The following is a 12,199-nucleotide window of genomic DNA, read 5'->3' as shown; positions in this document are numbered from 1 at the left end:
CCGACCAGCGTGATCAGCGACAGCAGCAGCACCACCGGCACGAACACCGCGCTCACGCGGTCCACGATGCGCTGGATGGGCGCTTTCTTCGCCTGGGCCGACTCCACCATGCGCACGATGCGCGACAGCGTGGATTCGGCGCCGACGGCGGTGGTCTGGATCTCCAGCAGGCCTTCGGCGTTCACCGCGCCGCCGGTCACCTTGTCGCCGGGGTGCTTGGCGATCGGCAGGCTCTCGCCCGTGATGAGGGATTCGTCCACCTGGCTCGCGCCGCTGAGCACGGTGCCGTCCACCGGCACCCGCTCGCCGGGGCGCACGATCACCACGTCGCCCACCTTCACGCGGGCCAGCGGCAGGTCCACGTCGCCCTGGGGCGTGCGCACGCGCGCGATCTCGGGCTTGAGCGCGTTGAGCGCCGCGATGGCGGCCGTGGTCTGGCGCTTGGCACGCGCCTCCAGCCATTTGCCCAGCAGCACCAGGGTGATGACCACCGCCGAGGCCTCGAAATACAGGTGCGGCGCGCCATGCGCCTGGTGGCGCAGCAGCAGGTAGACGCTCAGGCCATAGCCCGCGCTGGTACCCAGTGCGACCAGCAGATCCATGTTGCCGGTGCCCGCGCGCACGGCCTTCCAGCCGGCACGGTAGAAGCGTGCGCCCAGCCAGAACTGCACCGGCGTGGCCAGGGCCAGCTGCAGCCAGCCGTTGAGCGTCCAGTCGCTGCCGGATAGCATGGCCACCATGGGCAGCACCAGCGGCAGCGACAGCAGCGCGGCCAGGGCCACGGGCCACCAGGGCTCGCCACCACCCTTGTGGGCACCGGGCGCGGCCGGCGCCTGCTCGTCGTGGGGCAGGGCGGTGTAGCCGGCCTTCTCGACGGCGGCCATCAACTGGGCCGCCGTGGTGCCGGTGGCGCGCACGCTGGCGCGCTCGGTCGCCAGGTTGACCTCGGCCTCGCTCACGCCGGGCACGGCCTTCAGGGCCTTTTCGACGCGGCCGACGCAGGAGGCGCAGGTCATGCCCTCGATCTCGAATTCGAATTGCTGCGCGCCCACCTGGTAGCCGGCCTTCTCGACGGCCGCGACCAGTTGGCTGGCGGCCGCCGGCGCGGCGGCACTGACCGAGGCGGTCTCGGTGGCGAGGTTGACGCTGACCTCGTTCACGCCAGGCACGGCCTTCAGGGCCTTCTCGACCCGGCCCACGCAGGAGGCGCAGGTCATGCCCTCGATGGGCAGGCGGTACTCGGTCAGGGGCGGTGCAAGGGAGTTCATGGCGGTCTTCCAGATGAATTGACGTGGAAACCCGATGCTCAGGCCTGACATGGTGTCAAGGTCAAGCCTGTCCACGACGGGCCGTCGCCGCTTGACCTTGCCACCGTGGCAAGGCCTATCGTGAAGCCTTCATCCACTTTCACGGAGATTGTCGTGCACGAATTCCAACTGCCCTCCATGACCTGCGGCCACTGCGCGGCCCGCGTCAACCGGGCGCTGAAACAGGCCGACCCCGCCTGCGCCGTCGAAGTCGACATGGCGCAGCGCAGGGTCGTGGTCAATAGCGACGAGGACCGCGCGGTGCTGGCCGAGGCCCTGGCCGACGCGGGCTACGCCCCGGCCTGAGCGGCGGCCGCCGAGGCCCTTGGCCGCGAAGGGCCTCGGCGTGGGTTCAAGGCTTCAGGGGCTTGATCGACTCGACCACCATCTGGCCCTTGTCCTGCACGGCGGTGAACTGCACCTTGTCGCCCACGGCGATGCCGTCCAGCATGGCCTTGTCGCGCACGACGAAGACCATGGTCATGGGCGGCATGTCCATGTTCTTGATCTCGCCGTGGCGCAGGGTGATCTTGCCGTTCTCCTGGTCGACGCGGCGGACCTCTCCCTCCGCCAGCGGATGGTTCTGCTGCATGCCCACCATGGCGCCCGAGCCCATCCTGCCGTGGTCCATGCCTTGCGCGAACGCGGGCGGGGCGAGCGAGAACAGGGCGGCGAGGGCGCTCGAGGCGAGGGCGGGGACGATCTTCTTCATGGGGTGCTCCTGAAAGGGGAATCGGACGGCCGCCGGCTCACTGGGCCGCGACCTTGATCTTGCCGACCATGCCGGCCTCGTAGTGGCCGGGCAGCAGGCAGGCGAAGTCGAACTCGCCGGCGCGGTTGAACCGCCAGACGATCTCGCCGCGCTGGCCCGGGGCCACGTGCGACATGTAGGGCTCGTCGTGCTCCATGCCGGGGAACTTCTTCATCAGGGCCGCGTGCTCGTCGAGGTCCTTCTTGGTCCCCAGCACGAACTCGTGCATCACCTGGCCCGCGTTGCGGTGCACGAAGCGGATGGTCTCCCCTTGGCGCACCTCCAGCCGGTCGGGCGTGAAGCGCATGGCATCGGTCATGCCGATCTCGATGGTGCGGCTCACGGCCTTGGCCTCGCCGGCGATGCCCCAGGGCTTCTGTTCCATCTTGACCGGCCCCGCCGGCTGGTGGTCCTCGTTGCCATGGGCCAGCGCCAGGCCGGTGATCGAGGCCAGGGAGAGCAGCAGGGCCGCGGTGCGAAACGTCATGAAAGGCTCCAGTGGTGTTGAACGGCAAAGAATGGGGAAAGGGGGGCGGGCCCGCCCAAGGGATCAGTGGTGCTTGCCGTGGCCCGGCTTCACCACGGTGGCGTCGGCCTGTCCCGGGGGCGTGGCCGCGCGCGGGGCCGCGGGCGTGGCGCCGGTCCACTCGCGGGCGACGGTGCCCGGCGGAAACGGGTAGGGCCCCGGGTCCTTGTAGTCGCCGGCCTTCTGGTCCTTGCGCACCTTGAACACGCTGAACATGCCGCCCATCTCGATGGGACCGAACTGGCCGGTACCGGTCATCATGGGCGCGGTGTTGTCCGGGAGGGGCATCTGCATCTCGCCCATGTCGGCCATGCCGCGCTCGCCCATCACCATGTAGTCGGGCACCACGCGCTGCAGCTTGTTCACCAGACCGCGGTGGTCCACGCCGATCATGGTGGGCACCGCATGGCCCATGGCGTTCATGGTGTGGTGGCTCTTGTGGCAGTGGAAGGCCCAGTCGCCTTCTTCGTCGGCGATGAGCTCGATCTGGCGCATCTGGCCCACGGCCACGTCGGTGGTCACCTCGTACCAGCGGGTGGCGGGCGGGGTGGGGCCGCCATCGGTGCCGGTCACCTGGAACTCGTGGCCGTGCAGGTGGATGGGGTGGTTGGTCATGGTGAGGTTGCCCACGCGGATGCGCACACGGTCGTTCAAGCGCACGTTGAGCGTGTCGATGCCCGGGAAGATGCGGCTGTTCCAGCCCCAGATGTTGAAGTCGGTCATGGTGTTGACCTTGGGCGTGCGGCTGCCGGGCTCGACGTCGAAGGCGTTGAGCAGGAAGCAGAAGTCGCGGTCGACCTCGCTGATGTGCGGGTGCCTGGCCTTGGGGTGCGTGACCCAGAAGCCCATCATGCCCATGGCCATCTGCACCATCTCGTCGGCGTGCGGGTGGTACATGAAGGTGCCGGGCCGGCGGGCCTCGAATTCGTAGACGAAGGTCTTGCCCGCCGGAATGTGGGGCTGGGTGAGGCCGCCCACGCCGTCCATGCCGTTGGGCAGGCGCTGGCCGTGCCAGTGGATGGTGGTGTGCTCGGGCAGCTTGTTGGTGACGAAGATGCGCACGCGGTCGCCCTCGACGACCTCGATGGTCGGCCCCGGGCTCTGGCCGTTGTAGCCCCACATGTTGACCTTGAAGCCGGGCGACATCTCGCGCACCACGGGCTCGGCGACCAGGTGGAACTCCTTGACGCCGTTGTTCATGCGCCAGGGCAGGCTCCAGCCGTTGAGCGTGACCACCGGGTTGTAGGGGCGGCCCGTGTTCGGCACCAGCGGCGGCGCGGTGTCGACGGAGGTCTGGATGACGGGCTCGGGCAGTGCGGCGAGCGCCGAGCGGGCGACGCCCAGGCCGGCCATGGTGGCGGCGGCGCCGGCGAAGAATTGACGACGGTTGTTCATGTTGGTGTCGAAGGGGGTGTTCAATGACCGGCCGCGGGGGCCTCGCCGGCAGCGGCGCCACCGGGCGCGACGAAGGCCGTGGGTTCGCCGCCCTGCAGCACCCACATCAGGTCGGTGTCGGCGAGCCAGTAGTCGCGCACGGCGGCGATGGTCTCGCGCTGCGATTGCGCATGGGCCTGCACCTCGGTGAGCAGCTCCCACACGCTCTTGAGCATGCCGTTGTACTGCAGCACGCTCTCGTCCACGATCAGCTGGCGCTGAACCATGACGTCGTCGCGCAGGCCGCGCGCCACGGCCAGGGTGGCGTCGCGCGAGGCGAGGGCCTGCCCGAAGTTGGCTTCCACCTTCCATTGATCCACGCGGGGCAGCTGGGCCTTGATCTCGGCCAGCCGGGCGCCCAGTTCAGCGGGTGACAGCGCGTGTTTGGGCAGGTCCGGCAGGGTGTCGGGCAGCGCCAGGCGTTCGTGCACGCCATTGAGTTGCAGGGTGTGCAGCAGGGCGCGCTCCGACTGCCGCGCGGCCGCGGCGGCCTGCTGCAGCGCGCGTCGCTCGCTCGCCAGGCCCAGTTCGACGCGGCTTTGCTGGTAGGCGCTCCAGTTGCCCACCTTCACCATGCGCCGGCCCAGCTCGGCCGCGGCCTCGGCCGCCTCCAGCGAGGCGCGCTGCAGCCGCACGGCCTGCTGGTCCGCCACGGCGCGCAGCCAGGCGCGGCGCGCGTCGGCGGCCACCTCGAAGACCTCGCCCACGCCCTCGATGCGGCGCTGGTGGCGCGCGTCCACTTCGTGCCAGCGGCCCTGGGCGATGCGCGTCACGTTGTCATCGCCCAGGCGCGGCAGCACCTTCTGCAGTTCCAGGTGCGGCCGCCAGGCCAGGCGCGTGGCCGCTTCCAGCGAGGGCACCGGAAAGCCGGCCGTGGCGGCGGCGTCCGGGGCGGCGTTCGCCCCATGGGCCGCTTCCCACTTGAGCAGGTCCGCGTGCCCGCGCTTGAACTGCCCGACGGCCTCGTTGGCCGCCTTCCAGTCCGAGGACTGTTCAACCGCCGGCTGCGCGCCAGCCATGGCCGCCGTGGCCAGGAATGCCGCGGCCACCAGAGCCCTGGGCCCGCGCGGGCTGAATGGATGCTTCACTCACCGACTCCTTGGATTGACTTGTTGAGCCGGCGCATTGTTCTGGCCGGACAGGAACAGCGACCTGTCGGCTTCATGACAGATTTGTCATGTGGCGAAATTCCGCGACCCGCGTGGCACACTCGTTCGACCCCGCCGACCATGAAGATTCTGATCGTTGAAGACGAGGCCCACACGGGCGAGTACCTGCGCCAAGGCCTGCGCGAGGCGGGCTACTTCGTCGAACTCGCGCGCAACGGCGTCGACGGCCTGCACGAGGCCACCGAGGGCGGCCACGACCTGCTCATCCTGGATGTGATGCTGCCCGGCATCGACGGCTGGTCGCTGCTGCAATCGCTGCGCCGCAAGAACCAGCGCGTGCCGGTGCTCTTCCTCACCGCGCGCGACAGCGTGGAGGACCGCGTCAAAGGCCTCGAACTCGGCGCGGACGACTACCTCATCAAGCCGTTCTCGTTCTCCGAACTGCTGGCGCGGGTGAAGTCCATCCTGCGGCGCGGCGCGGCGGCGCAGGACGCCACCTCGCTGCAGGTGGCCGACCTCCACCTCGACCTGGTGCGCCGGCGCGTCACGCGCAAGGGCCAGCGCGTGGACCTCACCGCCAAGGAATTCGGCCTGCTGGAGCTGTTCATGCGCCGGCACGGCGAGGTGCTGCCGCGCACGCTCATCGCCTCCATGGTCTGGGACATCAACTTCGACAGCGACAGCAACGTGATCGACGTGGCCGTGCGCCGCCTGCGCGCCAAGATCGACGACGGCTTCGACCTGAAGCTGCTGCGGACGGTGCGCGGCATGGGCTACGTGCTCGAAGACCCCCATGAAACGGCTTGAGGCGTCGGGGGTGTCGCTCACGTTTCGCCTGACGGCGCTGTTCGCGCTGGTGGTGGGCGCGGTGTTCTCGGGTCTGGGCTACGTGGTCCACCGCGAAACGGCCGCGCACTTCGTCGAGCTGGACCAGGCGCTGCTGCGCGACAAGCTGGCGCTGATCCGCGGCATCGCCGAGCGCAGCGCGGACCTGCCCGATCTGGCGGCGCGCCTCCATGCGGCACTGCGCGGCCACGAGGGCCTGCTGCTGCGGATCGACGCGGCCGAGCGCGAGGTCTTCCGGCTCGGCGACTTCGAGCCCCCACCGGCGCTGCGCGACGCGGGCGAGGGCCTGTCCTGGTCGGATGGCGACATGAGCTACTACGGCGAGTTCTCCACCCTGCCGCTGAGCTGGAGCGCGAACACCGATCTCCAGGTCTTCGCCGCCGTCGACACCCACCACCACCGCCACTTCCTGGCGCTGCTGCAGCGCAAGCTGCTGATCTGCATCCTGCTGGCCGTCGCCGCCAGCACGCTGCTGGGCGCGGTGGCGGTGCGGCGCGGCCTCAAGCCCCTGCTGGCCATGAAGCACCGGGCCGAGCGCGTGAACGCCCAGGACTTCACCGAACGCATGCCGGTGGCCAGCCTGCCGATCGAGATGCGCGGCCTGGCCAGCTCCATCAACGACATGCTCGACCGCCTGCAGCGCGACTTTGATCGCCTGAGCGCCTTCTCCACCGATCTGGCGCACGAGCTGAGGACCCCGCTGAGCAACCTGCTGACCAATGCTCAGGTGACGCTGGCGGTGCCGCGCGGCGGCGACGAGTACCGCGCCAGCCTGGAGGTCATTTCCGAAGAGCTGCAGCGGCTGGCCAAGACCGTGTCCGACATGCTCTACCTGGCCAAGACGGAGAACGTGGCCAGCCTGCCCAGCGTGGAAGACGTGGACCTGTCCGCCGAAGCGCGCTCGCTGATCGATTTCTACGAGGCCGTGGCCGACGAGAAGGGCGTGCGCTTGCGCCTGAGCGGCGAAGCGCGTGTGCGCGGCGACCGGCTGATGGTGCGCCGCGCGATCGGCAACCTGCTGTCCAACGCCGTGCGCCACGCGCCGCCCGGAGACCCGGTCGACCTGCGGATCGTGCTCACCGAGCGCTGGGCGCAGCTGCAGGTGAGCAACACGGGCGAGCCCCTGACGGCAGACCAGCGCCGGGCGATGTTCGACCGCTTCTTCCGCCTGAGCCAGGGGCGCCAGCGGCTGGAAGGCGAGGGCGTGGGACTGGGTTTGCCGATCACCCGGGCCATCATGTCCAGCCACCGGGGCGAAGTGGATGTGCAGTGCGAGCAGGGTCGCATCCGCTTCACCCTGAGCTTCCCCCGGCAGGCCTGACGCGCATGGGCCGGTGCGCCGTCACCGCGCTGCGGCTGCGCCGGGCGCGATGGCGGCCTTACGGCGCCCAGCGCCGGGGAGGCGCCCCCAGCAAGCGGCACAGTTCCTGACCCGCCAGCACCAGCCGCTTCAGGTGCGGCCCATCGGGGCGCTTGTCCATGAGCTCGACCGGCGCGGTGATCGTCAGGGCGTAGGCCAGCGCGTCCTGCGCGTTCCAGACCGGGACGCTGAGTGCGCCGTAGCCGGGCAGCGCGTCGAGCATCACGTCGGAGTGGCCGGCGGCGCGCACCGTCGCCTGGATGCTGTCCAGCAGGCGATCGCATTCGCCGTCCGTCGCGCCCTGCCCGAGTTCGCGCTGTGCCACCGGGCGCGTGGCCTCGCGGGGCAGCCAGGCAGCGAACACATGGCCACCCGCGGTGGACAGGAAGGACACCGGCCCGTTGCGCAGCTCGAACACGTGGTTGCGCGGGTCGGGCCGGTTGAACACGATGACCGGCCCCTGCGCGCTCCAGGTGAGCACCGCCACGCCCAGGCCCGTGTCGTCGCTGAGCGCCACCGCCTTGGCGCGGATCAGCTCGTAGTGGTCCACCTGCCGCGCAGCCGCCAGCCCCAGCGCCGCCAGGCTGGGCCCCAGCCGGTACTGGCCCCGCGCGTCCGCGCCCACCATGCCGGTGCGCACGAAGCTGGCGAGGTAGTTGTGCACGGCGCTGGGCGACATGCCCGCTCGCGCAGCGATGGTCTTCAGGGCCACGGCGTCCGGGCCCTGCTGGATCGCCGTGAGGATGCGGTAGCCCAGTTCGATCGACTGGATGCCGCGCGGGCCGCTGACGCGGGCGGGCGGGGCGGCATGGCCGCTGGAGGGTGCGCTGGCGTCGCTCATGTGCGTATTTTCCCGGGTGTTCCGATCGGCTTTGGTCCGTAGAATATTCTCTATTATCCAATAATTCAACAATAGAGAATTTCAAGATGCCCATCACCGCCGACGCCGAGGCCTTCCGGCGCGCCATGCGCAAGGTGCCGTCCGCCGTCACGGTCGTGACGGCCGAGCACGGCGGACGGCGCCGCGGCCTGACCGCCACCGCCGTCTGCAGCGTGAGCGCCGATCCACCCCAGGTGCTGGCCTGCGTCAACCGGGTAGGGCGGGCCCACGCCTGCATCGAGCAGGCCCAGGCCTTCGCCATCAACTACCTGTCCGACGGACAGGTGCCCGTCGCCCAGGCCTTCTCGCGCCAGGCCGACGACCCGGACGACCGCTTCGCCGTCGAGGACTGGGCCAGTGGTGCCCAGGGCGTGCCCCTGCTGCGCGACGCGCTGGTGTCCTTCGCCTGCCGCGTGGTGCAAAGCCTGGACTGCGGCACGCACACCGTCTTCGTCGGCGAGATCCTCGAGATCCGCCAGCGCGACCAGCGCTCGCTGCTCTACAAGAGCGGCGAGTTCCTGCCGGCCTGAGGCCCTGGAGAGCGACATGGCGATCACCAAGCTGCGCCTGGCCTACCACGTCCACGACGACGTGGCGGCGCTCAGCGCGTTCTACGAGAAGGCGCTGGGCTTCGAATACCTGTTCCAGGACGCCGACCGCTGGCTCGAAATGAAGGTCGGCGACGCCCGCTTCGCGCTCGCGTCGCGGGCCGAGGCCGCCGAGGCCTGCCGCGGCCCCGTGCTGGTCTTTGACAGCGACGACCTGGAGGCCGACGCCGACGCCATCCGCCGCCACGGCGGGGAAGTCACCGGCCAGCGCGACATGGGCGCCCACGGCCGCACGCTGACCGCGCGCGATCCCTCCGGCACCGTTTTCCAGTTGTTCGCCCGTCCCAAGGGCCGCCACCCCACATGAGCACACATCCCCACCCGCCACGCGAACTGTCCTTCGGCGTCTTCGACCACATGGACCGGGGCCGGCTGCCGCTGGCCGACCAGTACGAGCAGCGCCTGCAACTGGTCCAGGACTACGAGCAGGCCGGCTTCTACGCCTACCACCTGGCCGAGCACCACTCCACGCCGCTCGGCATCGCGCCGTCGCCCAGCGTGTACCTGGCGGCGGTGGCGCAGCGCACCCGCCGCCTGCGCTTCGGCCCGCTGGTCTACACCCTCAGCATGCACCACCCCCTGCGGGTGGCCGAGGAGATCTGCATGCTGGACCAGATGAGCCGCGGGCGCCTGGAGGTCGGCTTCGGCCGCGGTGTGTCGCCCTACGAGATCGGCTACTACGGCGTCGATCCGGCGCAGGCGCAAAGCCTCTACCACGAGGGTTATCAGGTCATCCAGCAGGCGCTCACGCGCGAGCGGGTGGATTTCGCCGGCACGCATTTCAGTTTCCGCGAGGTCCCGGTCGTGCTGCAGCCTTACCACCAGACGCCACCGCCGATCTGGTACGGCGTCGGCCTACCCCAGGGCGCGGACTGGGCGGCCGAGAACGGCATCAACATCGTCTGCAATGGGCCGGCCAGCGGCGTGCGCGCCGTCACCGACCGCTACCGCGAGCGCTGGAACGCGATCGGGGCCACCGGTCCGCTGCCGCGCCTGGGGGTGAGCCGGCACGTGGTGGTCGCCGACACCGATGCCCAGGCCATGGCCATCGCCAGCCGGGCCTACACGCTGTGGCGCGAGCGGCTGATGCACCTGTGGGTCAAGCACGGCACCCAACCGGCCTCGCTGGCCTTCCCGGAACGCTTCGAGCAGGCCCAGGCCGCGGGGCTCGGCATCGCCGGTGCCCCGTCGACGGTGCGCCAATGGGTCGAGGAGGAGGTGGCGCGCACGGGCATCAACTACCTCGTGTGCCGCATGGCCTTCGGTGACCTGAGCTACGAGGAATCCGCGCGGTCCACCCGGCTGTTCGGCGATCAGGTACTGGCGCCCCTGAGCCGGGCGCCGGTCGGTGCCGCCGCCGACAGCAGCGCCCTGACGGCTTGACCATTTCCCTTCCGCCCCCCTTGAAAGAAAGAGCGAGACACATGAACAAAACCCTCTGCGGCCTGGTGTGCGCCACCCTGATGGCCTGCGCCCCCTTGTCCTCCCTGGCCCAACAGGCCTGGCCATCCAAGACGGTGAGGATCGTGCTGCCCGGCCCGCCGGCCAGCAGCCCGGACCGCATCACGCGCCTGCTCGCGGAGCGGCTGAGCAAGAAGTGGGGGCAGTCGGTGGTGGTGGACAACAAGCCCGGCGCGTCCACCCGCATCGGCGGGGAAATCGTGGCCCGCGCGGCGCCCGACGGCCACACCCTGCTGTCCACCTTCGTCACCCACTCCACCGTCAAGCTGCTGTACCCCGAAACGCCGTACGACCCGGTCAAGGACTTCGTGGCCATCACCCAGTACGCCACGCCCGAGTCCATCCTGGCCGTGCGCGCCGACTCCCCCTACAAGACGCTGCAGGAACTGGTGGCGGGCATCAAGGCCGCGAAACGGCCGCTGCGCTACGCGCACTTCGGCAATGGCTCCAGCTTCCACGTCTACGGCCTGATCGTTGGCCGCGAGACCGGCATCGAGGTGCTGCCCGTGCCCTACAAAGGCGAGGCGCTGCAGATGAACGACCTGCTGGGCGGCCACGTCGAGTCGAGCTTCAACTCGGTGGGCACCGCGCTGCCGCACATCCGCGCCGGCAAGGTGCGGCCGCTGGGCATCATCACCTCGGAGCGCTCCAAGGTCCTGCCCGACGTGCCCACGTTCAAGGAACTGGGCATCAAGGGCATGGAGCGCGGCGGCTGGTTCGGCTTCCTGGCGCCCGCGGGCACGCCCAAGCCCATCGTCGATCAGATTCAGCGCGACGTGAAGGAGCTGCTGGCCGACCCCGAGATCGCGAAAACCATGCGCGACCAGGGCATCGAACCCGTGGGGTCCACCCCCGAAGAGTTCGGCCAGACGATCCGCGCGGAAGTGGAGCAGTGGGGCAAGCTGCTGACGGAGTTCAATGTCCAGGCCAACTGAGCCCCCGCTGCCCGCGGGCGTGGACCCGCAGCTCGCGGCCGCGCTGCGGCACCACGAGGACATCCTGACCGGCTTGGGCCCCTCGGACACCAGCGCGGCCGCGGCGCGGGCGCAGTTCATGGCGTCCCGGGCCTGGTGGAACGGGGGCGGTCCCCGGCTGGCGGTCGATCGGGACGAGGTGATCCCGCTGTCGGCCGAGCGCGGCCTGCGGGTGGCCGTCTATGCGGCTCAGGCCTCGCAGGCGCCACGCCCGGCCTATGCCTTCTTTCATGGTGGCGGCTTTCGGCTGGGCGAGCCGCGTTCCAGCGACCGGCAGCTGCGCGAACTGGCGCTGGCGTGGGGCGGCATCGTCGTCAGCCTGGACTACGCCCATATGCCCGAAGCGGTGTTTCCGGTGGCGGTGGAGGAGAGCGCCGCGGCGCTTCGGTGGCTGAGCGTGCACGGCGCACGCTGGGGCATCGACCCGGCGCGCCTTGCTGTCGGTGGCTCATCCGCCGGGGCCAGCGTGGCCATGGGCGCCGCCGTCCACCTCGGCCCTGGCCGCGCCGGTTTTCTCCGGGCGGGGGCTTTCGTGGTCGGCGTGTTCGACGACGACCTCGACACGGCGTCCATGCGGGCGCACGGAGACGGCCCGATGCAGCCATCGCGCCGCAGCGCTGCCGCGATGTTCGAGGCGTACGCGGGCGGTCCCGGCCAGCGACGGGACCCGCGCCTGGACACCCGCCAGGCCGACCTGGGCGACATGCCGCCGCTGTTCCTGGCGGCGGCGGAGCTCGACGTGTACCGGGACAGCTCGGTGCTGCTGGCCCGGCGCCTGAACGGCGCGGGGCGAAGCGCCGAACTCGTGGTGTACCCGGGGACGACGCATCTGTTCTGGGGCTACAGCCGCACGGTGGCGGTGGCGCAAGCCTGCACACGTGACCTGGCGGGCTTCCTCGGGAAGCACTTACCGGTGGCAGCTTAGGAGGAGGCTTGGCGTCGG

The 12,199-nt window shown here is 70.3% G+C and carries 14 protein-coding genes; 8 read left to right on the top strand and 6 right to left on the bottom strand.

Translation table 11 applies throughout. The features are described from left to right. A partial coding sequence (locus tag BGO22_RS11500; protein WP_286850939.1) for a heavy metal translocating P-type ATPase occupies nt 1-1,268 on the bottom strand: 1,268 nt, incomplete at its 3' end. 153 nt (nt 1,269-1,421) lie between these two features. Here BGO22_RS11500 and BGO22_RS11495 point away from each other — a divergent pair. Then, nucleotides 1,422-1,613: a heavy-metal-associated domain-containing protein gene (locus BGO22_RS11495; RefSeq protein ID WP_070398458.1), complete on the top strand. Its 192-nt coding sequence runs from the start codon at nt 1,422-1,424 to the stop codon at nt 1,611-1,613. Between the two features lie 46 nt (nt 1,614-1,659). Here the strand turns inward: BGO22_RS11495 and BGO22_RS11490 are convergent, their stop codons facing one another. The 4 genes from BGO22_RS11490 to BGO22_RS11475 all read right to left on the bottom strand — a co-directional run bounded on the left by BGO22_RS11490 (nt 1,660) and on the right by BGO22_RS11475 (nt 5,106). Then, nucleotides 1,660-2,019 carry a copper-binding protein gene (locus tag BGO22_RS11490; protein WP_070398457.1) on the bottom strand — a complete coding sequence of 120 codons (360 nt, stop codon included), beginning with the start codon at nt 2,017-2,019 and terminating at the stop codon, nt 1,660-1,662. 37 nt (nt 2,020-2,056) lie between these two features. After that, complete coding sequence (locus tag BGO22_RS11485; RefSeq protein ID WP_070398456.1) at nt 2,057-2,545, bottom strand: cupredoxin domain-containing protein; 489 nt, start codon at nt 2,543-2,545, stop codon at nt 2,057-2,059. A gap of 63 nt (nt 2,546-2,608) precedes the next feature. Then, a complete protein-coding gene (locus tag BGO22_RS11480) occupies nt 2,609-3,979 on the bottom strand; it encodes a multicopper oxidase family protein (RefSeq protein ID WP_070398724.1) in 1,371 nt (456 codons plus the stop codon). 20 nt (nt 3,980-3,999) lie between these two features. Then, nucleotides 4,000-5,106 carry a TolC family protein gene (locus BGO22_RS11475; protein WP_286850935.1) on the bottom strand — a complete coding sequence of 369 codons (1,107 nt, stop codon included), beginning with the start codon at nt 5,104-5,106 and terminating at the stop codon, nt 4,000-4,002. Between the two features lie 141 nt (nt 5,107-5,247). Between BGO22_RS11475 and BGO22_RS11470 the strand changes: the two genes are divergently transcribed. Together BGO22_RS11470 and BGO22_RS11465 are read left to right on the top strand one after the other, a co-directional pair. Beyond that, nucleotides 5,248-5,934 carry a heavy metal response regulator transcription factor gene (locus tag BGO22_RS11470; RefSeq protein WP_286850933.1) on the top strand — a complete coding sequence of 229 codons (687 nt, stop codon included), beginning with the start codon at nt 5,248-5,250 and terminating at the stop codon, nt 5,932-5,934. Further along, complete coding sequence (locus BGO22_RS11465; RefSeq protein ID WP_286850931.1) at nt 5,921-7,294, top strand: heavy metal sensor histidine kinase; 1,374 nt, start codon at nt 5,921-5,923, stop codon at nt 7,292-7,294. The genes BGO22_RS11470 and BGO22_RS11465 overlap by 14 nt, the downstream gene beginning before the upstream one ends. A gap of 58 nt (nt 7,295-7,352) precedes the next feature. Here BGO22_RS11465 and BGO22_RS11460 read toward each other — a convergent pair whose 3' ends face one another. After that, a complete protein-coding gene (locus tag BGO22_RS11460; protein ID WP_286850929.1) occupies nt 7,353-8,174 on the bottom strand; it encodes an IclR family transcriptional regulator in 822 nt (273 codons plus the stop codon). A gap of 86 nt (nt 8,175-8,260) precedes the next feature. On the opposite strand from BGO22_RS11460, the gene BGO22_RS11455 reads away from it, so the two are divergent. Genes BGO22_RS11455 through BGO22_RS11435 form a run of 5 tightly spaced genes read left to right on the top strand, consistent with a single transcriptional unit; the run spans nt 8,261 to nt 12,181 of the window. Beyond that, nucleotides 8,261-8,743 carry a flavin reductase family protein gene (locus tag BGO22_RS11455; protein WP_286850928.1) on the top strand — a complete coding sequence of 161 codons (483 nt, stop codon included), beginning with the start codon at nt 8,261-8,263 and terminating at the stop codon, nt 8,741-8,743. A gap of 16 nt (nt 8,744-8,759) precedes the next feature. Continuing rightward, nucleotides 8,760-9,128 (top strand): VOC family protein, encoded by a 369-nt coding sequence (locus tag BGO22_RS11450; RefSeq protein ID WP_286850926.1) that lies wholly within the window; start codon nt 8,760-8,762, stop codon nt 9,126-9,128. After that, a complete protein-coding gene (locus BGO22_RS11445) occupies nt 9,125-10,204 on the top strand; it encodes an LLM class flavin-dependent oxidoreductase (protein ID WP_286850924.1) in 1,080 nt (359 codons plus the stop codon). The genes BGO22_RS11450 and BGO22_RS11445 overlap by 4 nt, the downstream gene beginning before the upstream one ends. A 41-nt stretch (nt 10,205-10,245) precedes the next feature. After that, nucleotides 10,246-11,217 (top strand): Bug family tripartite tricarboxylate transporter substrate binding protein, encoded by a 972-nt coding sequence (locus BGO22_RS11440; protein ID WP_204742415.1) that lies wholly within the window; start codon nt 10,246-10,248, stop codon nt 11,215-11,217. Beyond that, nucleotides 11,201-12,181, top strand: a complete 981-nt coding sequence (locus BGO22_RS11435; RefSeq protein ID WP_286850923.1) for an alpha/beta hydrolase fold domain-containing protein — start codon at nt 11,201-11,203, stop codon at nt 12,179-12,181. Before BGO22_RS11440 ends, BGO22_RS11435 begins: the two co-directional genes overlap by 17 nt. Nucleotides 12,182-12,199 lie beyond the last annotated feature (18 nt).

The sequence above is a fragment of the Hydrogenophaga sp. 70-12 genome (assembly GCF_001897365.1).
GTDB lineage: Bacteria > Pseudomonadota > Gammaproteobacteria > Burkholderiales > Burkholderiaceae_C > Hydrogenophaga > Hydrogenophaga borbori.
Note: the sequence above shows the minus strand (reverse complement) of the source record. Positions and strands in the feature narration are given on the sequence as shown.

What these genes read in the sequence shown, in the direction of transcription:
- BGO22_RS11460 (WP_286850929.1), bottom strand. Translation starts at nt 8,174, where the DNA reads ATGAGCGACGCCAGCGCACCCTCCAGCGGCCATGCCGCCCCGCCCGCC.
- BGO22_RS11465 (WP_286850931.1), top strand. Translation starts at nt 5,921, where the DNA reads ATGAAACGGCTTGAGGCGTCGGGGGTGTCGCTCACGTTTCGCCTGACG.
- BGO22_RS11480 (WP_070398724.1), bottom strand. Translation starts at nt 3,979, where the DNA reads ATGAACAACCGTCGTCAATTCTTCGCCGGCGCCGCCGCCACCATGGCC.
- BGO22_RS11440 (WP_204742415.1), top strand. Translation starts at nt 10,246, where the DNA reads ATGAACAAAACCCTCTGCGGCCTGGTGTGCGCCACCCTGATGGCCTGC.
- BGO22_RS11455 (WP_286850928.1), top strand. Translation starts at nt 8,261, where the DNA reads ATGCCCATCACCGCCGACGCCGAGGCCTTCCGGCGCGCCATGCGCAAG.
- BGO22_RS11450 (WP_286850926.1), top strand. Translation starts at nt 8,760, where the DNA reads ATGGCGATCACCAAGCTGCGCCTGGCCTACCACGTCCACGACGACGTG.
- BGO22_RS11445 (WP_286850924.1), top strand. Translation starts at nt 9,125, where the DNA reads ATGAGCACACATCCCCACCCGCCACGCGAACTGTCCTTCGGCGTCTTC.
- BGO22_RS11485 (WP_070398456.1), bottom strand. Translation starts at nt 2,545, where the DNA reads ATGACGTTTCGCACCGCGGCCCTGCTGCTCTCCCTGGCCTCGATCACC.
- BGO22_RS11435 (WP_286850923.1), top strand. Translation starts at nt 11,201, where the DNA reads ATGTCCAGGCCAACTGAGCCCCCGCTGCCCGCGGGCGTGGACCCGCAG.
- BGO22_RS11490 (WP_070398457.1), bottom strand. Translation starts at nt 2,019, where the DNA reads ATGAAGAAGATCGTCCCCGCCCTCGCCTCGAGCGCCCTCGCCGCCCTG.
- BGO22_RS11470 (WP_286850933.1), top strand. Translation starts at nt 5,248, where the DNA reads ATGAAGATTCTGATCGTTGAAGACGAGGCCCACACGGGCGAGTACCTG.